Origin of the sequence: Micromonospora sp. NBRC 107095 (assembly GCF_030269705.1) — a bacterium.
GTDB classification, from domain to species: Bacteria; Actinomycetota; Actinomycetes; order Mycobacteriales; family Micromonosporaceae; genus Micromonospora; species Micromonospora parva.
In genome coordinates this window covers 138,267-157,767 of the sequence record NZ_BSTU01000003.1, presented here as the reverse complement: position 1 = coordinate 157,767, position 19,501 = coordinate 138,267, and the positions used below count along the sequence as shown (strand labels likewise).

The window sequence follows — 19,501 nt, the reverse complement described above, 5'->3', positions numbered from 1 at the left end:
ACGGAGTCGATCAATGTCGGAAAGCGGACCACGCCGAGGGGCCGCCGGCGCCCTCCACTCCGCTCCACCCCTCGTGACGTGCGGTTTCGCCGCCAAGCAAGGCGCGCCGCGCGGGTGAATTTGGTTGCGGGTGGAGGGAAGTGGAGTAGAGTGGGGGCCAATGGTGAGGCCGGGAGGGCTCACCGGCCCGGGGGGTCAGCGGCGCCGCGAACGCCGCTCAAGGGCGAGGGGGTTGGGCCGATGTTTCTCGGCACCCACACTCCGCGCCTGGACGAAAAGGGCCGGTTGATCCTTCCGGCGAAGTTCCGGGATGAGCTGGCGGGGGGTGTCGTGGTCACCAAAGGGCAGGAGCGCTGCCTCTACGTCTTCCCGACTCCTGAGTTCCAGCGGATCGCGGAGCAGTTGCGCGCACAGCCGATGACACACAAGGCGGCCCGGGCCTACAGCCGGGTCTTCTTCGCCAGTGCGCACGACGAGGTTCCGGACAAGCAGGGTCGGGTGACCATTCCGGCCCACCTGCGCGCCTACGCCGCACTCAACCGCGAGTTGGTGGTGATCGGCGCGAGCACGCGGGTGGAGATCTGGGACAAGGTCGCCTGGGAGACCTACCTCGCCGAGAGCGAAGACGACTTCGCCGACATCGAGGAGGGGGTGCTGCCCGGCGGCCTGTAGGGCGGTAACGGCGCCCGACGTACTGCGAGATCTCCAGCCGCTTTCGAGTTCCTGGCATCACTTCCCCGGTGCCAGGCGCACGATCCAGTCACTGGGCGACGGTCCGGTGTCAGGCGGGAGCGGATGGGGATCTGGCGGTACGACGGCAGCGCCGTCCGACGACAGGCGCACGACAAGAACGGACGTTTCAACCAGTGGGGGTCGACATGGGGGAGTTGCGCGGCACGCACGTGCCGGTGCTGCTCGAGCGGTGCCTCGAGCTGCTGGCCCCCGCGCTGGGTCGAGGCGGCCGGACGGTCTACGTCGACGCGACGCTCGGCCTGGCCGGGCACGCGGAGGCGGTGCTGGAGGCGCATCCGGAGACGGTCCTGATCGGGCTCGACCGGGACACCGAGGCGCTCGCTCACGCGCGGGTCCGGCTGGCCCGGTTCGCCGATCGGGTGCACCTGGAGCACGCCGTCTACGACGAGTTGCCGGACGTGCTGGAGAGGCTGGGCTATCCGGCCATCGACGGCATCCTGTTCGACCTGGGTGTCTCGTCGTTGCAGTTGGACGCGCCCGACCGCGGGTTCGCGTACGCCCAGGACGCGCCGCTGGACATGCGGATGGACCAGACCCGGGGGGTGACCGCCGAGGAGGTGGTCAACACGTACGCGCATCCGGACCTGGCCCGGGTGCTGCGGGTCTACGGCGAGGAGAAGTTCGCCGGTCGGATCGCCTCGGCGATCATCCGGCAGCGGGAGCGGGCCCGGATCACCTCGTCCGCGCTGCTGGCGGAGCTGGTTCGGGACTCCATTCCGGCACCAGCCCGACGAACGGGCGGTCACCCGGCAAAGAGAACGTTTCAGGCTTTACGGATCGAGGTAAACAGAGAGTTGGCAGCGCTGGAGACAGCGTTGCCATCCGCACTCGACGCACTGACCGTGGGCGGTCGCATGGTGGTCCTGTCCTACCACTCGCTGGAGGACAGGCTCACCAAGGCGGCCCTCACGGACCGGGTCCGCAGTAAGGGCCCGGTTGACCTCCCGGTCGAGCTTCCCGGGTCCGGTCCGACGTTCCGGCTGCTCAGCCGGGGCGCCGAACTACCCGGGGAGGCGGAGGTCGCCGCGAACCCGCGGGCCGCCTCGGTGCGGCTGCGGGCCGCGGAGCGACTCGACCCGAACGCGACAGAGCTTGGGCGGACCGACCGCGAACGGTCTCGCCGACGGGTGAAGGGAATGCACCAACCGGGCACTGGGTCCGCCTGATCCGTGGGGGGTCAGGGGCACCGGGACGGCTAGAGGGACGGATGTTGAGGGGGAGGGACATGAGCATTGACAAGCGCGACCGCCGGGACGTCACCGGCGTCGGGCAGCGCGCACCGCGGTCGGGGGGCCGGACCGCGGCGGAGCGGGCTCCGCGCCTCGGTAACGGTACGTCACGCATCGATCGAGTGAACCGGCAGGGGGAGACTCGCGCCCGGGGGGCGCGCGAGTTCCCGACTCAGGGCACCGCCGCGCTGCGTCCGGTCGAGAAGGCCGGCAGTGCGGCCGTCGCCCGCCCGCCCCGGTTGCGGGTGGCGCCGCCGCCGCCGATCTCAGTGCCGCGGGCGCCGTTCGCGGCGCTGATCGTGGTGCTGGTGGTCGGCGGGGTGCTGGGCATCCTGGCGGTCAACACCAAGATCAATGAGAACGCGTTCCGGTTGGAGCGGTTGCAGCAGCAGCAGGCTCGACTGGACCTGGAGAAGCAGCAGCTGGACAAGCAGATCGCCGAGGCCGAGGCGCCGGGCAACCTGACCGCCGAGGCGCGGCGGCTGGGCCTGGTCGACGCCGGCGAGCCCGGCTACATCCGGCTGCCGGACGGCAAGACCCTCGAGGTGCCGCAGCCGGCGAACGGCCAGCCGTCGGTGACCAGCCAGGGTGCGGGAGGCTGACCGGTGCCACCGAGGTCGGACGAGCCGCGCCGGGACCCTACGGGGTCCCGGCGCGGTTCTGCACGTGATGCCAAGCCCGCCGACGGCGAGCCGCGCACCGGCGAGCCGGGCATCGGAGGCATCTCCGGCGCGCGCGCGTACACCCCGAGGGGTCGCACTGTCCGCGAGGAGCGCGGCACGTCGACACGGGGACAGGGCGCCGAGCAGCGGCGTACGCCACGCAGCACCCGCTCCGGTGACCCGTTCCGGCCGGCGTTGCAGGTGCTCGACGGCGGCCGGGCCGCCGCCCGGGCCGGCCGGCGCGACGCTCCGGCCGCCGGACGCGGTGGGGTGGTGCGCACCGTCGTGCCGCGTACTCCCCGGGGCCCGGGTGGGGACGAGCCGCCACCGCGTCGTCGCACCACGCCACGCGCGCCGCGTCGCGCCGACCGGCCGGCGGCCCGGCGGCCGTCCCGCAAGCCGCGACGCCCACCGAAGCTCGCCGACTCGCGGCTGCGGCTGCGGTTGGGCACCGTGCTCGCGCTGACCCTGTTCGCCGTCATCGGGATCCGGTTGATCTTCCTTCAGGCGGTCGACGCTCCGGCGTACGCCGGGGGCGGCGTCACCGACCGCACCCGCACCGTCGAGCTGCCGGCGCCGCGCGGCGCGATCTACGACAGCACCGGCGCGCCGCTGGCCCGCAGCGTCGAGGCGCGGTACGTGTACGCCGACCCGACCAAGGTCGAAGATCCGGCCGGCACCGCGAAGGCGCTCTCGCCGCTGCTCGGCATCCCGGTGTCGAAGCTGATGGAGTTGATGAGGCCGCGCAAACTGGAAAACGGCATCGCGTCCACGTTCGCCTACCTGGCGCGGGGTGTGGAGATCCCGACCGCCAAGCGGGTGCAGGCGCTGGAGCTGCCCGGTATCGGGGTGCACCGCGACGAACGTCGCGACGTGCCCGGCGGTGACCTGGCGGCCAACCTCATCGGCTTCACCAGCCAGGACATGGACGGCCTGGAGGGGCTGGAGGCCCGCTACGACGACGTGCTCGCCGGGCAGGACGGCAAGCGGGTGTTCGAGGCCGGCCTCGGCGACCTCGGAGCGCCCATCCCGGGCGGCTACAGCCGGACCACTCCCGCCAAGCCGGGCAGCTCGCTGGCCCTCACCATCGTCCGTGACCTCCAGTTCCGCACCCAGCAGATCCTCAGCGCGGGCATGGCCAAGGTGCCGGGCGGCACCGGCGCCGCCGTGATCATGGAGATTCCCTCCGGCGCGGTGCTGGCCCAGGCCAGCAACCCCACCTACGACGCGGCGAAGCCGCTTCCCAGCGACCCGGTCGCCCGGGAGGACGCCGCGACCAGCTTCGTGGTCGACCCGGGCTCGGTGCACAAGGCGATCACCTACGGCGCGGCGCTGCAGGAGGGGGTGATCACCCCGGACACCACGTTCCCCGTCGCCAACGCCATCAAGATGGGCGACACCTGGTTCCCCGACACGCACCCGGCCGACGGCAAGCGGATGAGCATCCCGGGCATGCTCGCCTACTCGTCCAACGTCGGCGCCATCACTGTCGCCGACCGGCTCGGCCGGGACCGGCTGATCGACTACCAGAAGCGATTCGGGCTGGGTAAGCCCACCGGCGAGGGGATGCCCGGGGAGGCCAGTGGGCGCCTGTTGCCGGCCGACGAGTGGAGCGGGTCGTCGTACGGGTCGGTGCCGATCGGGCACAGCGTCGACGCCACTCCGCTGCAGATGACCGCCGCGTACGCCGCCATCGCCAACAACGGCACGTACGTGCAGCCGCACCTGGTCAAGGAGGTGATCGGCCCGGACGGCAAGCGCACCCCCGCGCCGGCCCCGGTGACCCGCTCGGTGCTCAGCCCGCAGAACGCGGCGGCCCTGCGCACCATGCTGGAGGCGGTCACCACCGTCGACCGCGCCACCGGTCTGACCGCCGCCGTCCCCGGTTACCGGGTCGCCGGCAAGACCGGCACCGGGTGGCGGCTGGTGAACGGCAAGAAGCAGCCCGGTGAGGTGTCCTCTTTCATCGGGATGGCTCCCGCCGAGAATCCCCGGTACGTGATCTCGGTCTTCGTGTACGCACCCAACAACGGGGGTGCCGCGGTGGCCGGGCCGGCGTTCCGGGACATGATGCAGTTCACTCTGCGTCACTACCGGGTGCCGCCTTCCGCCGCTGGATCCGCGCCCAAGTTTGTGGTCTATCCGCGCTGAGCAGCAATGGCGGGACATCATCGGTGAGTGCCGACGAACCACCGGGGCGGCTGTGCGGCCGGAACCGGACGACCGGGTAGGGTCTGACGCCGTGCCCGGCAATCCACGTCCACGTACCGTGACCGGAATTCGGCTCGGTGATCTCGCCATCCGGCTCTCCGTCGACCTTCCGGCGGACGCCGCCGCGGTGGTCGTCACCGGGGTCACCCACGCCAGCCAGGAGGTTCGCCCCGGCGACCTGTACGCGGCGCTGCCCGGCGCCCGTCGGCACGGCGCGGAGTTCGCCAGCGGTGCCGCCGAGGCGGGTGCGGTGGCAGTGCTGACCGACCTGGCGGGCGCGGAGCTGGCGGCGCAGAGTGGCCTGCCCGCCCTGGTGGTGCCCGACCCGCGCGCCGTGCTCGGCGAGCTGGCCTCGGCTGTGTACGGCGACCCGACCGCTGCTCTCACCGTGATCGGGGTGACCGGTACCGCCGGCAAGACGTCCACCGCGTACCTGATCGAGTCGGGGCTGCGGGCCGCCGGGCACACCACCGGGCTGGTCGGCACGGTGGAGACCCGGCTCGGTGACCTGGTGATCGACAGTGTGCGCACCACCCCCGAGGCGACCGACCTGCACGCCATGCTGGCCACCGCGCGCGAGCGTGGGGTCACCGCCGTGGTCATGGAGGTCTCCAGCCACGCGTTGGCCATGGGCCGGGTGGGCGGTGTGCGGTTCGCCGTCGGGGGCTACACCAACTTCGGCTCGGACCACCTGGACTTCCACGCCGACAGCGACGACTACTTCGCCGCGAAGGCCCAGCTCTTCGACGGGCGCTGCGCTGTCGAGGTGCTCAACCACGACGACCCGGCGTTGAAGCCACTGCTCAAGCCGGGCACTGTCACCTACTCGGCGGCCGGTGACCAGGGCGCGACCTGGTGGGCCGACGGGGTGAGCGGCGAGGGGTACGCGCAGCGGTTCACCGCGCACGGCCCGGACGGCGTGGCCCTGTCCGCCGGTGTCGCGCTGCCCGGTCGGCACAACGTGGCCAACGCGCTGCTGGCCATCGCCGCGCTGGTCGGCGCCGGGGTGGACCCGGTGACCGCCGCGGCCGGTGTGGCCGCCTGCGGTGGCGTCCCGGGCCGGCTTCAGCTCGTCGACGTGGCCGCGCCGGTGCGCGGGGTGGTCGACTACGCCCACAAGTCGGACGCGATAGTCGCCGCGTTGGCCGCGCTGCGCGAGTTGAGCGCTGGCCGGCTGATCTGTGTGATCGGCGCCGGCGGGGACCGGGACCGGGGCAAGCGGCCGGTGATGGGCGCCGCCGCGGCGGAGGGAGCCGACGTGGTGCTGGTGACCGACGACAATCCGCGTACCGAGGACCCGGGGGAGGTCCGCGCCGAGGTACTCGCCGGGGCGTACCGGGCCGGCACGTCCGCTCGGATCATCGAGGTGGCGGGCCGCCGTGCCGCGATCGACGAGGCGGTCCGGCTGGCCGAGCCGGGCGACGTGATCGCGCTGCTCGGCAAGGGACACGAGCGTGGCCAGGAGGTGGCGGGCGAGGTGTTTCCGTTCGATGACAGCACCGAGTTGGCCGAGGCCCTGCGGGCCCGCTTCGGGGACCTGGCGGGCCAGCGGTGATCGCGCTGAGCCTGGCCGAGGTGGCCGCCGCGGTCGACGGTCGGCTGGTGTCCGCCGACCCGGACGTCACCGTCACCGGTTCGGTGGAGTTCGACTCGCGCAAGGTGGGCCCCGGTTCGCTCTTCGTGGCCTTCCCGGGTGAAAAGGTCGACGGGCACGACTACGCGACGACGGCGATCGAGGCCGGCGCGGTGGCGGTGCTGGGCAGCCGCGAGGTGCCCGGGGTGCCGATGGTGCTGGTCGACGACGCCCTGACCGCGATGGGCCGGCTGGCCCGCGCCGCGGTGGACCGGCTGCCCGGGCTGACCGTGATCGGCGTCACCGGCTCGTCCGGCAAGACCACCACGAAGGACCTGATCGGTCAGCTGACCTCCCGGCTCGGGGCCACCGTGGCACCGCCCGGCTCGTTCAACAACGAGCTGGGGCACCCGTACACCGCGCTGCAGGCTGACCCGGACACCCGCTTCCTGGTGATGGAGAAGGGCGCGCGCGGGGTCGGGCACGTGCGGTACCTGTGCGAGCTGGTGCCGCCCCAGATCTCCGTGGTGCTCAACGTCGGCACCTCGCACATCGGCGAGTTCGGCTCGCAGGACACCATCGCCCTGGCCAAGGGCGAGCTGGTGGAGGCGCTCGAGCCGGACGGGCTGGCCGTGCTGAACGCCGACGACCCCCGGGTGGACGCGATGGCCAGCCGTACCCGGGCCCGGGTGGTCCGCTACGGCGAGGCGCCCGACGCCGACGTGCGCGCCGAGGACGTCACGCTCGACGAGCGGGGGCACCCGTCGTACACCCTGGTCACCCCGGAGGGACGCGCGCCGGTGCGGCTTCGGTTGGCCGGCCGTCACCAGGTCTGGAACACGCTCGCGGCGGCCGCAGTCGCCCGGGAGCTGGGTATGCCGCTGGCCGAGCTGGCCACGGCCCTGGGCGAGCTGGGGTTGGTTTCGACCCGCCGGATGGACGTCTTCGACCGTCCCGACGGGGTGACCGTGATCGACGACTCGTACAACGCCAACCCGGCCTCGATGGCGGTGGCGGTGCGGGCGTTGGCCAGCATGGGTCAGGGGCGGCGTACCGTCGCGGTGCTTGGTTACATGGCCGAGCTGGGCCCGTTCGAGTACGACGGCCACGCCGAGGTCGGCCAACTCGCGGCCGAGTTGGGTGTCGACCGGCTGCTCGTGGTGGGTGAGCCGGCTGCGCCGATCCACGAAGGCGCGACAGCGGTAGCGAACTGGGGAGGAGAGTCGGTGCTGCTCACCGATCAGGCGGCGGCCGTCGAGGTGCTGCGGAACGAGCTACGACCGGGTGACGTCGTCCTGGTCAAGGGTTCCCGGTACCGGACCTGGGAGGTGGCCGACGCCCTGCGCGCCGACGCCGACGGGGAGTCGACCCGGAGCGCGAGGAGCGAGCTTGCGAGCCCCGCAGTCGCGACCGAAGGTGGCACCGAATGAGGGCGGTCATCGTCGCCATCGGGGTGGCCTTCCTCGTCTCGCTCTTCTGCACCCCGATCGCGATCAAGGTGTTCACCCGGCTCAAGGCCGGTCAGCCGATCCGGTCCGACGGCCCCGCCATGCACCAGGGTAAGAAGGGCACGCCCACCATGGGTGGCGTGGTCTTCATCCTGGCCACGGTGATCGCGTACGTGGCCGGGCACCTCGCCCTGACCACCCTGCCGGACCAGCAGATCGCCCAGGTGGAGCCGACCATCACCGCCCTGGTGCTGCTGGGTCTGATGGTCTTCTCCGGCGCTGTGGGTTTCCTCGACGACTTCCTCAAGGTGCGCAAGCGCAACAGCGCCGGGCTGAACAAGCGCGGCAAGTTGCTCGGGCAGATCCTGGTGGGTGCGGTCTTCGGGGTGATCGCGCTGTGGTTCCCGAGCACGATGACCAATGGTTCGGGCGAGGCGACCAACACCGAGACGGTGGGCAGCACCACGCTGAGCTTCATCCGGGACATCGACTTCCTGGAGGTCAGCAAGGTCGGCGCGGTGATCATCTTCATCTTCGTCGTGATGGCGGCGACGAACGGCGTCAACCTCACCGACGGTCTGGACGGTCTGGCCACCGGCGCGTCGGTGATGGTGCTCGCCGCGTACGCGCTCATCGCGTTCTGGCAGTACCGGCACTGGTGTGCCGACCCGAGCTACACCCAGCCGTACTGCTACGAGGTCCGCGACCCGTTGGAGATCGCGCTGATCGCCGGGGCGGCGGCCGGGGCCTGTGTGGGCTTCCTGTGGTGGAACACCTCTCCGGCCCGGATCTTCATGGGTGACACGGGCGCGCTCGGGCTGGGCGGTCTGATCGCCGGCATGGCGATGTCCACCCGCACCATCCTGCTGCTGCCGATCATCGGCGGGCTCTTCGTGATCATCACGATGTCCGTGGTGATCCAGATCATCTCCTTCAAGACCACCGGCAAACGGGTGTTCCGGATGTCACCCCTGCAGCACCACTTCGAGTTGGCCGGCTGGAGCGAGGTCAACATCGTGGTGCGCTTCTGGATCATCGCCGGCATCGGCGTGGCCATCGCCCTGGGCCTGTTCTACAGCGAGTTCCTCGCCAACATGACCTGATCCCGCCGAGCCCTGGGGGCGGGTTCGACACGCCCGGTGGGGCGTTGTGGGGCGGCGGGGCGTGTTCAGCGGTGATGATGTCGGGGTGGGGGAGGAAATCGGCACCGAGGATGGGACTGTCGGACGGCCGCGACGGTCGCCGAGCGCGGCGCGTACCCCGGTGACCGCCGGGGCGCGCGGCCCGGAGCCCGGCGCGGCGGCCCGTGAACCCGGGCCGGGGGCGCGGGAGTCCGGACCGGCGGGACGCGAGCCAGAGGCCGTGGCGGCCACCCCGCTGCGCGGCATCGACGCGGCCGGTGGCCTCGCCGCGCTGCGCGGCCTGCTGGACCGACCGCTGACCTCCTACTACCTGCTGCTGTCCTGCGCCGGTCTGCTGCTGCTGATCGGGCTGACCATGGTCTTCTCGGCGACCAGCGTGAAGGACTACGCCGAGGACGGCAACGCCTCGGCCTCGGTGACCAAACAGGCCATCTTCGCGGTGATCGGCATCGGCGCGTTCTGGATCTGCCAGCGCCTGCCGGCCAGCACCTACCGGTCGCTGGGCCGGCCGCTGCTGTTCACCTCGATCGGGTTGCTGCTGCTGCTCAACCTGCTGCTCGCGTACGCCCGGCTGACCCGGCAGGAGTCAGGGCAGATCGGCCCGATCGAGGCACGGCTGAACTGGCTGTTCATCGGCGGGATCCAGCTGCAACCGTCCGAGTTGGCCAAGTTCGCGATGGTGCTCTGGGGCGCGCACCTGGTCGCCCGCAAGGGCGCCGCGCTGGGCTGGTGGCGCGAGCTGGCCACCCCGCTGTTCCCGATCGTGGGCCTGCTCTTCGTCCTGGTCGGGTACAACGACACGGGCACGATGCTCTGCCTGCTGGCCCTGGTCGTGGGCCTGCTCTGGGCCGCCGGGGTGCGGATGCGGGTGTTCGGCGCCCTGGCGGCGGCCGGCCTGGTCGGGATCGGCCTGCTCGTCGCGGTGGCCTCGCTGGGCGCCGGCTCGGGCGAGCGCGGCGCGGACAACTACCGGCTCGCGCGGCTGGACATGTTCTTCAATCCACCGGACCCGGAGACCTGCAAACTCAACGACTGCCTGCAGTTCTACCAGGGGCGGCTGGCCATCGAGCACGGCGGCTGGTTCGGTGTCGGGCTGGGCAAGGGCAGCCTGAAGTGGGACTGGCTACCCGAGGCGCACAACGACTTCATCTTCGCGATCATCGCCGAGGAGCTGGGCGTGATCGGCTGTGTCGTGGTGCTCAGCCTGTTCGCGGTCCTCGCGTACACCGGGTTCCGGATCGCCCGCCGGGTCGACGACCCGTTCCGCCGGCTCGCCGCCACGGCCGTGACCACCTGGCTGGTCAGCCAGGCCGTGATCAATATCGGTGGGGTGGTCGGGTTGCTGCCGATCACCGGCCTGCCACTGCCGTTCATCTCCGACGGCGGAAGTGCCCTGGTGGTGACGTTGGCCGGCATCGGCATGCTGGCGTCCTTCGCCCGCGCCGAACCCGATGCGGCCAGAGCACTGCATGCCCGTCCGCCGGCCCGGTGGGTCCGACTACTCTGGGCCCCGTTGCCGCCGCTTCCCGGCCGGCGTCGCCGGCCGGCGACGCCGCCCGCAGGCCGAGGGTCAGTGCCCCGGTCCCGCGAGCGGCGCCACGACGACCAGGCCGTGCCGCGCGCGGTCCGCCAGGACCGCAACCGCAGGGGTACGGCGAGCGAGAGGAGACGCTGATGGGTCCGCTGCGTTCGGTGGTGCTCGCGGGAGGTGGCACCGGGGGGCACGTCTACCCGCTGCTCGCCTTCGCCGACTGCCTGCGCCGACACGACCCGGGCGTCCGGATCACCTGCCTCGGCACACCCCGGGGCATGGAGAACGACCTGATCCCGCCGCAGGGCTACGACCTGCGGCAGATCCCGGCGTACCAGCTGCCCCGCTCGGTCAACATGAACCTGGTCCGCACCCCGGGCCGGATGTGGACGGCGGCCCGCGCGGCGGGCAAGGTGATCGACGAGGTGCGCGCCGAGGTGGTCGTCGGCTTCGGCGGGTACGTCTCGGTGCCCGCCTACCTGGCCGCGTGGCGTCGTGAGCTGCCCATGGTGATCCACGAGGTGAACGTGCCACCGGGCGTGGCCAACCGGCTGGGCATGAAGTTCACCAAGAACGTCGCCGTCGGCTTCCCGAACCAGCCGAGCCAGGCCGAGTCGTTGCGGGACGCCACAGTGGTCGGGGTGCCGCTGCGCCGCGCCATCACCGGTCTGGACCGGTACGCGCTGCGCAACGCCGCCCGCGCCCACTTCGGGCTCCGCCCGGACCTGCCGGTGCTCTTCGTCTCCGGCGGCTCGTCCGGCGCCCGCTCGATCAACCTGGCGGTCTCCGGCGCGGCCAAGGAACTCGCCCGCAACGGCGTGCAGGTGCTGCACGTGATGGGCGCTCGCAACGAGCCGGTGCCGATCCCCACCGACCTGCCGGTGCCGTACGTGACGCTGCCGTACCTGTCGGAGATGGAGCTGGGCTACGCCGCCGCCGACCTGATGCTGGCCCGGGGCGGGGCGATGACCGTCGCCGAGGTGGCCGCGATCGGACTGCCCACGATCTACGTGCCGTACCCGCACAGCAACCAGGAGCAGCGGCGCAACGCGCTGCCGGTGGTGGAGGCCGGCGGGGGCCTGTTGGTCGACGACGCGGAGCTCACCCCGGACTGGCTGGAGCGCACCGTCATCCCGCTCATCCGTGACCCGCAGCGGCTGTACACGATGGGCGCCGCCGCCGGGGCGTACGGCCGGCGCGACGGCGACGAGGCCCTGCGCTCCTTCGTGCTGGCGGCGGTGGCCCGATGACCGCGCAGTTCACCCCGGCCGGCACGCTCACCGCCGAGGACCTGGGCGCCGTCCACCTGATCGGGGTGGGTGGGGTGGGCATGCTCGGCGTGGCCCGGCTGCTGCTCACCCGGGGCATCCGGGTCTCCGGCAGCGACCTGCGGGAGTGGCCGTCGCTGGCGGGCCTGCGGGCGCTCGGCGGCACCATCCACCTCAGCCACGAGGCCAGCAACCTCGACGGAGTCGACACCGTCGTCTACTCGTCGGCGATCCCCCAGGACCACCTGGAGCTGGTCGAGGCGCGTCGGCGCGGCCTGCGGGTGCTGCACCGCTCGGAGGCCCTCGCCGCGGCGATGACCGGCCGTCGGGCGGTGGCCGTCGCCGGCACGCACGGCAAGACCACCACCACCTCGATGGTGACGATGGTGCTCCAGCAGGCCGGGGTGGACCCGTCCTTCGTGATCGGCGGGGAGATCTCCGAGGTCGGCTCGGGCGCGCACCACGGCACCGGCGAGCACTTCGTGGTCGAGGCGGACGAGAGCGACCGCTCGTTCCTCATCTACCGCCCGTACGTCTCGATCATCACGAACATCGAGGCGGACCACCTGAACACCTACGGTGACTACGCGACGCTGGAGGCGGCGTTCGTGGAGTTCGCCCGCCTCACCGACCCGGACGGGTTCATCATCACCTGTGCCGACGATCCGGGCGGTCGACGGCTGGCCGAGACCCTGCGCGCCGAGGGACGGCGGGTGTTCACCTACGGCGAGGCGGACGACGCCGACCTGCGGTTGACGGAGATGGTCTCCTCCGCCCGCGGGGTGCGCTACCTGGCCGCTGTCGACGGTCGGTCGCTGGGCGAGTTCCGGCTGCCGGTGCCGGGACGGCACATGGGGCTGAACAGCGCCGCCGCGGTGCTGACCGCGTACCTGCTGGAGTTGCCGCTGGAGGCGGCGGAGGCCGCGCTGGCGGTCTTCCCCGGCGTGCGTCGGCGCTTCGAGCGCAAGGGTGTCGCGGACGGCGTGCTGGTCTACGACGAGTACGCGTACCACCCGACCTCGATGACGCTGGCGATGCAGACGCTGCGCGAGGTCGCCGGGGACGGCCGGCTGATCGTGGTCTTCCAGCCGTACCGGCTGTACCGCACCCGCGACAACCAGGCGGAGATCGCCGCGGCGTTGGCCATCGCCGACGAGGTGGTGCTGTTGGAGGTCTTCGGGCCGGGTGAGTTGCGTCAGCCCGGCGAGGGCTCGGCGGCGCTGATCGCGGCGGTGGAGCTGCCCGCCGACCGCAAGGTCTTCGTGGAGTCGTGGGAGCAGGCCCCGGTCGAGGTGGCCCGTCGGGCCCGCTCGGGGGACGTGGTGGTCACCATGGGCGCCCCGCCGATCTCGCTGATGGGCGACGAACTGCTGGCCGCCCTGGGTGAGCGTACGGCCGGCTCGGCGTCCACCGCGACCGTCGACCCGGTGGCCACCTCCCCGGCGATCGGTGATCCGGTGCCGGGTGGGGCCACGTCCGGTGGCGACGGTGCGGCTCTCGGTGGCACCGCCGTGCCCGGCGGCTCGGCGCCGACGGCCGGATGAGTCCCGGCCCGGCCCGGGGGCGGACCAGCGCCGCCGACGGTGGCGCCCCGCGCCGAGGTCCGGTTCGGCGGTGGCAGCTGGTCCGGGCGGGCCGCGACGCGGTGCCGCCGTCGACCCGCCGGTTCATGGCGCGTGCCCGGCAGCGTCGCATGCGTGCGGCGCTGCCGTGGGCGGTGGCCGCCGGGGTGCTCGCCCTGGCCGGGCTGGTCGCCTGGACGGTGCTCGGCACCGGGCTGTTCGGCGTGCGTGAGGTGCGGGTGGAGGGTGCCGAGCTGGCCACGCCGGTGCAGGTGCACGACGCGGTCGGCGTTCCGGACGGGGTGCCGTTGGCCCGGGTGGACCTGGCCGCCGCAGCCCGACGGGTCGGCGCGCTGCCGGTGGTGGAGCGGGCCACGGTGTCCCGGGACTGGCCCGACGCGCTGGTGGTGCGGGTGACCGAGCGGACCGCGGTGGCGGTGGTGCCGCAGGGGAAGGCGTTCGCCGTGATCGACGGGAGCGGGGTGGCGTTCCGGACGGTGGAGCGACGCCCGGCCGGCCTGCCGCAGGTGACGGTGTCCCGGCCGGCCGCCGACGACCCGGGCACCCGGGCCGGGCTGGAGGTGCTCGTCGCGCTGACGCCGCAGCTGCGCGCGGAGCTGGTGGACGTGAACGTGGAGGGTCTGGCCCGGATCAGCCTGCGGTTGCGGGGGGACCGAACGGTGATCTGGGGGGACGCGACGCGGGGCACCGACAAGGCCCGGGTGGCCACCGCGCTGCTCGACGAGGACACCGACCGGATCGACGTGAGTGCGCCGGATGTGGTGACCTTCCGTTGACCGGTGAGCGTACGGGGACGTGACCCGTCGCGCTCCGCTCGGCGACACGCCGCCCGGGTCCTTGGCTCATCGGGCGGTGGCGCTTACGTTGCCCCGAAGAGGATCAGTGGTTGACATAACTGTAAGCCTCTAGTAGAGGGTTAGGGTTCACCCCTGATCCTCGCTGGTGACAGCTGTCGTCGGCCGCTGGGCTGGCCACGCCGTACCCGGTCGGCCGAAGCCAATCTCGAAGGAAAGGACCGGAGATGACACCTCCGCACAACTACCTGGCGGTCATCAAGGTCGTCGGCATCGGGGGTGGCGGCGTCAACGCCGTCAACCGGATGATCGAGGTTGGGCTCAAGGGCGTCGAGTTCATCGCGATCAACACCGACGCGCAGGCGCTGCTGATGAGCGACGCCGACGTCAAGCTCGACGTCGGGCGCGAGCTGACCCGTGGCCTGGGGGCCGGGGCCAACCCGGACGTCGGCAAGAACGCCGCCGAGGACCATCGCGACGAGATCGAGGAGGTGCTCAAGGGCGCCGACATGGTCTTCGTGACCTGTGGCGAGGGTGGCGGCACCGGCACCGGCGGCGCGCCGGTGGTGGCCAACATCGCCCGCAAGCTCGGCGCGCTGACCATTGGCGTGGTGACCCGGCCGTTCTCCTTCGAGGGCAAGCGCCGCCAGGTGCAGGCCGAGTCGGGAATAGACGAGCTCCGCAACCAGTGCGACACGCTGATCGTCATCCCGAACGACCGGCTGCTGGCCCTGGGCGACCGCAACATCAGCATGATGGACGCGTTCCGCACGGCCGACCAGGTGCTGCTCTCGGGTGTGCAGGGCATCACCGACCTGATCACCACCCCCGGTCTGATCAACCTGGACTTCGCCGACGTCAAGAGCGTGATGAGCGGCGCCGGCAGCGCGTTGATGGGCATCGGCAGCGCCCGCGGCGAGAACCGCGCGGTCGAGGCGGCCGAGGCGGCCATCTCCAGCCCGCTGCTGGAGCAGAGCATGGACGGCGCGCGGGGCGTGCTGCTCTCCATCGCCGGCGGGTCCGACCTGGGCCTGTTCGAGATCAACGATGCCGCCCAGCTGGTCACCGACGCGGCCCACCCGGACGCCAACATCATCTTCGGTGCGGTCATCGACGACGCGCTCGGTGACGAGGTGCGGGTGACGGTCATCGCGGCGGGCTTCGACGGCGGCACGCCCGCGTACAAGGCGGCCGAACCGACCCGCAAGAGCAACACCAACCAGCCGGCACCGCAGAGCACCCCGGTGCCCGCTCCGGCCACCAACCCGGCTCCGGCCCAGTCGCCGCGTCGTGTGCTCTTCGACGACGTGGACGTTCCCGACTTCCTCAAGAACGGGTCCTGAGCACCGCCGATGACCGACAGCTCAGCCACGGTACGACCGGATCGGCGCGCCGAACTCGAGGCCGGTCTGGCGCAGGTCCGGTCCCGGATCGATGACGCCTGCGCGCAGGCCGGCCGGGACCGCGTCGAGGTCACGATGATCGCGGTGACGAAGACCTACCCGGCCAGCGACGTGGTGGCGCTGGCCGGGCTCGGGGTGACCGACATGGGGGAGAACCGCGACCAGGAGGCGGCCGGTAAGGCCGCCGAGGTGGCCGCCGCCGGGGTGCGTCCCCGCTGGCACTTCATCGGCCAGTTGCAGCGCAACAAGGCCCGCTCGGTGGTCCGTTACGCCGACGTGGTGCACTCCGTCGACAGTGTCCGGCTGGCCCGGGCGTTGGCCACCGCGACCGCCGAACGGCAGGCGCCGCTCGACGCCCTGGTGCAGGTGAGCATCGACGGCGACGCGGCCCGGGGCGGGGCACTACCCGGTTCGGCGGATCCGGGCGCCGGGTTGGAGCCGGTGGCCGAGGCGGTGGCCGAGGCACCCGGGCTGCGTCTGGTCGGTCTCATGGCGGTCGCCCCGCTGGGGTGGGAGCCGGAGCGGGCGTTCGCCCGGCTCGCCGAGGTCGCCGACGCCTTTCGGGTCGTCCATCCGGGAGCCACCGCGTTGTCCGCTGGCATGAGCGGGGATTTCGACATCGCGATCCGTTACGGCGCGACACATGTCCGCGTCGGTAGCGCGTTGCTCGGAATGCGTCCCACGCTGCGGTAGCCTGACCGCGAGACAAGCAAATTACATCAGTGTTGTTTCAGGGGCGGGCGTCTCCTAGTCGGGGGTCGTGGCGTGCGACGCGAATCGCGCGCCGGGGGATTGCCGTTCCGGTCCGATGGGCATGGTTGTCCACTCGCGACGGGCGACATGGCACGGGGGCGCGTGCCGCACGGCGGACGGAAGGGCGCGGGATGGGTGCACTGCGCAAGGCGGGGGTCTGGCTCGGTCTGGTCGAAGAAGACGACGAGCGGGCCTACGACGACGGTGGCTACGACAAGGGTGGCTACCGCGACTCGCGTTACCGGCAGAGCCGGTACGCCGAGGAGTTCGCCGACGACGACGAGGACGACGCCGAGGAGCCGCCGGCTCCGCGGCCGCGCGACAGCGGGCGGGGTCGACTCTCCGAGCGGCCGAGCGGGCGGTTGAGCGAGTCCGAGCGCGGTGACGGTGAGCGCCCGGAGCGGATCGAGCGGTCCAGCGTACGGTCGATCACCCGGTCGTCTGCGGGCGAGACCTCCGGCGCGCTGACCTACCACACCCGGGACAACCTGGCTCTCGCACCGCAGGTCACGGCGCGCGAGCGGGCCCTGCCCGAGGAGGAGCAGCGGTACCAGATCACCACGCTGCACCCCACCACGTACCGCGAGGCGCGCACCATCGGTGAGCACTTCCGCGACGGCGTCCCGGTGATCATCAATCTCACCGAGATGGATGAGGCCGATGCCCGCCGTCTGGTGGACTTCGCCGCCGGGCTGGCGTTCGGCCTGCGCGGTACGATCGAGCGCGTGACCAATCGGGTGTTCCTGCTCTCACCGGCTAACGTCCAGGTCACCGCTGAGGACAAAGCCAAGATCGCTGAGGGCGGCTTTTTCAGTCTGAGTTGACCCCGCCCGACCCGAGGGACGTCGCTGACCGTGTTGTCGATCTTACTGCAAGTGCTGTACCTGATCCTTTATGTCTTCCTGCTCCTTCTACTGTCCCGGTTCGTGTTGAGCGCCGTCCTGCAGTACGGCCGTCGCTGGCAACCGGGGCGTGGAGCATCGGCAGGATTGGAATCCGTGTGGAGCGTCACTGATCCCCCTCTCAACGCGTTGAGGCGTGTGATCCCTCCGCTGCGAATTGGTACCGTGAGCATCGACCTGGCCTCCCTTGTGCTCCTGGTTATCCTGTTCGTGCTGATGGAGTTCGTGTTAGGGCCGTCGATCAGGGCATCTGCCTGATGACCGACGCGCTTTCGCGGCCGCAACTGACCCGAGGAGTTTCGATGCCGCTGACCCCGGCCGACGTCCACAACGTCGCCTTCAAAAAGCCGCCTATCGGCAAACGGGGGTATGACGAGGAGGAGGTCGACGCCTTCCTGGATGAGGTCGAGCGCGAGCTCGCCCGTCTCATCGAGGAGAACAACGAGCTGCGCGCCCAGGTGGAGCGCGGCGGCCGTGGCGGTGCCCCCGCCGGCCCCGGCGGCGACGCCCGACTGGCGGCGGAGCTCAACGACGTCAAGGCCCAGCTGGACCGGGTGCAGCGCGACAAGTCGGCGGCCGAGCAGGCTGCCCGCGCGATGCAGGCCGAGCTGGAGCAGGTCCGCGCGACCGGCGGCCCGGCCGGCGGCGTCACCGGTGACGGTGAGCAGCAGGCCCTGCGCGTGCTGATGATGGCCCAGCGCACCGCTGACGACCACGTGTCCGACGCGCGCCGCGAGGCCGACCAGCTGCTGTCCGAGGCTCGCAGCAAGGCCGAGGAGGTGACCCGGGAGGCGCGCGCGAAGGCTGACGCCCTTGAGCGGGACGCCCGCCAGCGGCACCAGGAGGCCATGGGCGGCCTGGACGCCAAGCGCACGGCGCTGCAGAAGCACATTGAGGAGCTCAAGCAGTTCGAGCGCGAGTACCGCACCCGGCTCAAGGCGTACCTGGAGAGCCAGCTGCGTGACCTCGACGGTCGTGGCCAGGGCCTCGAGGCCGAGATGACCCGCTCCGAAGCCGGCCGCGTCGCCGGCGGCAACGGGCTGGCCGCCGCGGGCCTCGCTGGTTCGTACGGCGGCGGCGGGCGCTCCGGCGCCCTCGAAGCCGGACGCTGAGCACCGGCCGGCGATCGCTGTCCGCCAATGGTGACGGTCGCCGGCCCGGCCTGGACGGTTCGACGCGGCGGGGGTGAGCCGTGATAGTCGCAAGTCTGCTGCTCATCCTCGTCGCGGTGGTGCTACTGGTGCTCGGCCTGGCCGGTGGCTCCAGCTTCTTGTTGGTCATCTCCATCGCAGCCAGTCTGCTGGCCGCCGTGGCGTTGGTGGTGGGCGCCCGCCAGGCAGCCGCCAACCGCGCCATGGCGGATCCCGACCGGCGGCACCCCGACGTACCCCGCACGGCCAGCCAGGCCACGCCGGATGTCGCGTACGGGCCGCCGCTGGTCGAGCCGGAGGTGCCGATCCAGCACATGCCCACGACGTTTGGTACCGGCGGCACCGGGTGGCGGCAACCACCCGCGCCGCCGGTCGACGACGTCCCACCGATCGACGACGCGTCGCCGTACGACTCGCGCGTCGACGAGGCGTCGCCGGTCGTGGCCGACGAGGTGTCCTCGCGGGCCCGGCCCGTCAGCCCGGCGTCGCCGACAGTGGCCTCGACCGACGACGGGTTCGACGGCGCGGTCACGGCGGTCGACGAGCCGGCCGCCCAGCAGATCACGACCGCCGAGGCGGCCCGGGTGGCCCGACTGCTCGACGCCGTCGAGGTCGTCGACGGCCGCCCCCGCTACCACCTCGACACCTGCCCCCACCTGGTCGGCTGGCAGCCCGAGACGTTGCCGGTCGCCGAGGCCGTGGAGCTCGGCTTCACGCCGTGCGCGCACTGCGCGCCGGCGACCGCTCTCCTCGCCGACGTCCGGCCGATCTGAAGCGGCGCCCGGTGCCCGCGCAGGACACGCTCACCGTGGCGGTGCGGGTGAAGCCCGGTGCTTCCCGGGACCGGGTGGGTGGCCGCTTCGACGGCCCGCACGGGCCCGCCCTCGTGATCGCGGTCCACGACCCGGCCGTCGACGGTCGGGCCACCGAGGCGGCCCGGCGGGCGTTGGCCGGCGCGTTGGGCGTCCGGCTGGCCGCGGTGTCACTGCGGTCCGGCGCGGCCAGCCGGGACAAACTCTTCATCGTCGATCGGCCCGGCCCGGAGGTTTCCGAAGTGCTGCGCCGCCTGCGCGACGGATCCGCCGAGTGAGGACAGCC

At 72.1% G+C, this 19,501-nt stretch carries 17 protein-coding genes and 1 pseudogene; all 18 read left to right on the top strand.

Features of this window, described 5'->3' with window-relative positions; translation table 11 throughout:
* Positions 1 to 240: 240 nt before the first annotated feature.
* Positions 241 to 672, top strand: coding sequence for a division/cell wall cluster transcriptional repressor MraZ (gene mraZ, locus QSK15_RS17500; protein WP_030334529.1), 432 nt, complete (start codon positions 241 to 243; stop codon positions 670 to 672).
* A gap of 206 nt (positions 673 to 878) precedes the next feature.
* Positions 879 to 1,989 (top strand): annotated as a pseudogene (gene rsmH, locus QSK15_RS17495) (16S rRNA (cytosine(1402)-N(4))-methyltransferase RsmH).
* Complete coding sequence (gene ftsL / locus QSK15_RS17490; protein ID WP_285795261.1) at positions 1,979 to 2,584, top strand: cell division protein FtsL; 606 nt, start codon at positions 1,979 to 1,981, stop codon at positions 2,582 to 2,584. The pseudogene rsmH and the gene ftsL overlap by 11 nt, the downstream one beginning before the upstream one ends.
* Before the next feature lie 3 nt (positions 2,585 to 2,587).
* On the top strand, positions 2,588 to 4,795 hold the full coding sequence (locus QSK15_RS17485) for a peptidoglycan D,D-transpeptidase FtsI family protein (protein WP_285795260.1): 2,208 nt from the start codon (positions 2,588 to 2,590) through the stop codon (positions 4,793 to 4,795).
* A 52-nt stretch (positions 4,796 to 4,847) separates the two neighbouring features.
* Positions 4,848 to 6,410: a UDP-N-acetylmuramoyl-L-alanyl-D-glutamate--2,6-diaminopimelate ligase gene (locus tag QSK15_RS17480; protein ID WP_285795259.1), complete on the top strand. Its 1,563-nt coding sequence runs from the start codon at positions 4,848 to 4,850 to the stop codon at positions 6,408 to 6,410.
* A complete protein-coding gene (locus QSK15_RS17475) occupies positions 6,407 to 7,858 on the top strand; it encodes a UDP-N-acetylmuramoyl-tripeptide--D-alanyl-D-alanine ligase (protein WP_285795258.1) in 1,452 nt (483 codons plus the stop codon). Before QSK15_RS17480 ends, QSK15_RS17475 begins: the two co-directional genes overlap by 4 nt.
* The gene (gene mraY, locus QSK15_RS17470; RefSeq protein ID WP_285795257.1) at positions 7,855 to 8,979 is read left to right on the top strand and encodes a phospho-N-acetylmuramoyl-pentapeptide-transferase; all 1,125 of its coding nucleotides are present in this window, start codon (positions 7,855 to 7,857) and stop codon (positions 8,977 to 8,979) included. Before QSK15_RS17475 ends, mraY begins: the two co-directional genes overlap by 4 nt.
* 259 nt (positions 8,980 to 9,238) lie before the next feature.
* Positions 9,239 to 10,693 (top strand): FtsW/RodA/SpoVE family cell cycle protein, encoded by a 1,455-nt coding sequence (locus QSK15_RS17465; protein WP_285795642.1) that lies wholly within the window; start codon positions 9,239 to 9,241, stop codon positions 10,691 to 10,693.
* Positions 10,693 to 11,799 carry an undecaprenyldiphospho-muramoylpentapeptide beta-N-acetylglucosaminyltransferase gene (gene murG / locus QSK15_RS17460; RefSeq protein ID WP_210861547.1) on the top strand — a complete coding sequence of 369 codons (1,107 nt, stop codon included), beginning with the start codon at positions 10,693 to 10,695 and terminating at the stop codon, positions 11,797 to 11,799. Before QSK15_RS17465 ends, murG begins: the two co-directional genes overlap by 1 nt.
* Complete coding sequence (gene murC, locus QSK15_RS17455) at positions 11,796 to 13,361, top strand: UDP-N-acetylmuramate--L-alanine ligase (RefSeq protein WP_285795256.1); 1,566 nt, start codon at positions 11,796 to 11,798, stop codon at positions 13,359 to 13,361. The genes murG and murC overlap by 4 nt, the downstream gene beginning before the upstream one ends.
* Complete coding sequence (locus tag QSK15_RS17450) at positions 13,358 to 14,176, top strand: cell division protein FtsQ/DivIB (protein WP_285795255.1); 819 nt, start codon at positions 13,358 to 13,360, stop codon at positions 14,174 to 14,176. Before murC ends, QSK15_RS17450 begins: the two co-directional genes overlap by 4 nt.
* A gap of 245 nt (positions 14,177 to 14,421) precedes the next feature.
* Positions 14,422 to 15,537, top strand: coding sequence for a cell division protein FtsZ (gene ftsZ, locus QSK15_RS17445; protein ID WP_030334509.1), 1,116 nt, complete (start codon positions 14,422 to 14,424; stop codon positions 15,535 to 15,537).
* A 9-nt stretch (positions 15,538 to 15,546) separates the two neighbouring features.
* Entirely contained in the window at positions 15,547 to 16,290 is a 744-nt protein-coding gene (locus QSK15_RS17440) for a YggS family pyridoxal phosphate-dependent enzyme (protein ID WP_285795254.1), read from the top strand.
* Positions 16,291 to 16,481: 191 nt separating this feature from the next.
* Positions 16,482 to 17,174 (top strand): cell division protein SepF, encoded by a 693-nt coding sequence (locus tag QSK15_RS17435; RefSeq protein ID WP_210862902.1) that lies wholly within the window; start codon positions 16,482 to 16,484, stop codon positions 17,172 to 17,174.
* A gap of 30 nt (positions 17,175 to 17,204) precedes the next feature.
* Positions 17,205 to 17,510 (top strand): YggT family protein, encoded by a 306-nt coding sequence (locus QSK15_RS17430; RefSeq protein ID WP_030334503.1) that lies wholly within the window; start codon positions 17,205 to 17,207, stop codon positions 17,508 to 17,510.
* A 44-nt stretch (positions 17,511 to 17,554) separates the two neighbouring features.
* Positions 17,555 to 18,364 carry a DivIVA domain-containing protein gene (locus QSK15_RS17425; RefSeq protein ID WP_036411965.1) on the top strand — a complete coding sequence of 270 codons (810 nt, stop codon included), beginning with the start codon at positions 17,555 to 17,557 and terminating at the stop codon, positions 18,362 to 18,364.
* Between the two features lie 80 nt (positions 18,365 to 18,444).
* Entirely contained in the window at positions 18,445 to 19,176 is a 732-nt protein-coding gene (locus tag QSK15_RS17420; RefSeq protein WP_285795253.1) for a hypothetical protein, read from the top strand.
* Positions 19,177 to 19,187: 11 nt separating this feature from the next.
* Positions 19,188 to 19,493 (top strand): DUF167 domain-containing protein, encoded by a 306-nt coding sequence (locus tag QSK15_RS17415; protein WP_285795252.1) that lies wholly within the window; start codon positions 19,188 to 19,190, stop codon positions 19,491 to 19,493.
* Positions 19,494 to 19,501 lie beyond the last annotated feature (8 nt).

What these genes read in the sequence shown, in the direction of transcription:
- mraZ (WP_030334529.1), top strand. Translation starts at nt 241, where the DNA reads ATGTTTCTCGGCACCCACACTCCGCGCCTGGACGAAAAGGGCCGGTTG.
- ftsL (WP_285795261.1), top strand. Translation starts at nt 1,979, where the DNA reads ATGAGCATTGACAAGCGCGACCGCCGGGACGTCACCGGCGTCGGGCAG.
- mraY (WP_285795257.1), top strand. Translation starts at nt 7,855, where the DNA reads ATGAGGGCGGTCATCGTCGCCATCGGGGTGGCCTTCCTCGTCTCGCTC.
- murG (WP_210861547.1), top strand. Translation starts at nt 10,693, where the DNA reads ATGGGTCCGCTGCGTTCGGTGGTGCTCGCGGGAGGTGGCACCGGGGGG.
- murC (WP_285795256.1), top strand. Translation starts at nt 11,796, where the DNA reads ATGACCGCGCAGTTCACCCCGGCCGGCACGCTCACCGCCGAGGACCTG.
- QSK15_RS17450 (WP_285795255.1), top strand. Translation starts at nt 13,358, where the DNA reads ATGAGTCCCGGCCCGGCCCGGGGGCGGACCAGCGCCGCCGACGGTGGC.
- ftsZ (WP_030334509.1), top strand. Translation starts at nt 14,422, where the DNA reads ATGACACCTCCGCACAACTACCTGGCGGTCATCAAGGTCGTCGGCATC.
- QSK15_RS17440 (WP_285795254.1), top strand. Translation starts at nt 15,547, where the DNA reads ATGACCGACAGCTCAGCCACGGTACGACCGGATCGGCGCGCCGAACTC.
- QSK15_RS17435 (WP_210862902.1), top strand. Translation starts at nt 16,482, where the DNA reads ATGGGTGCACTGCGCAAGGCGGGGGTCTGGCTCGGTCTGGTCGAAGAA.
- QSK15_RS17425 (WP_036411965.1), top strand. Translation starts at nt 17,555, where the DNA reads ATGCCGCTGACCCCGGCCGACGTCCACAACGTCGCCTTCAAAAAGCCG.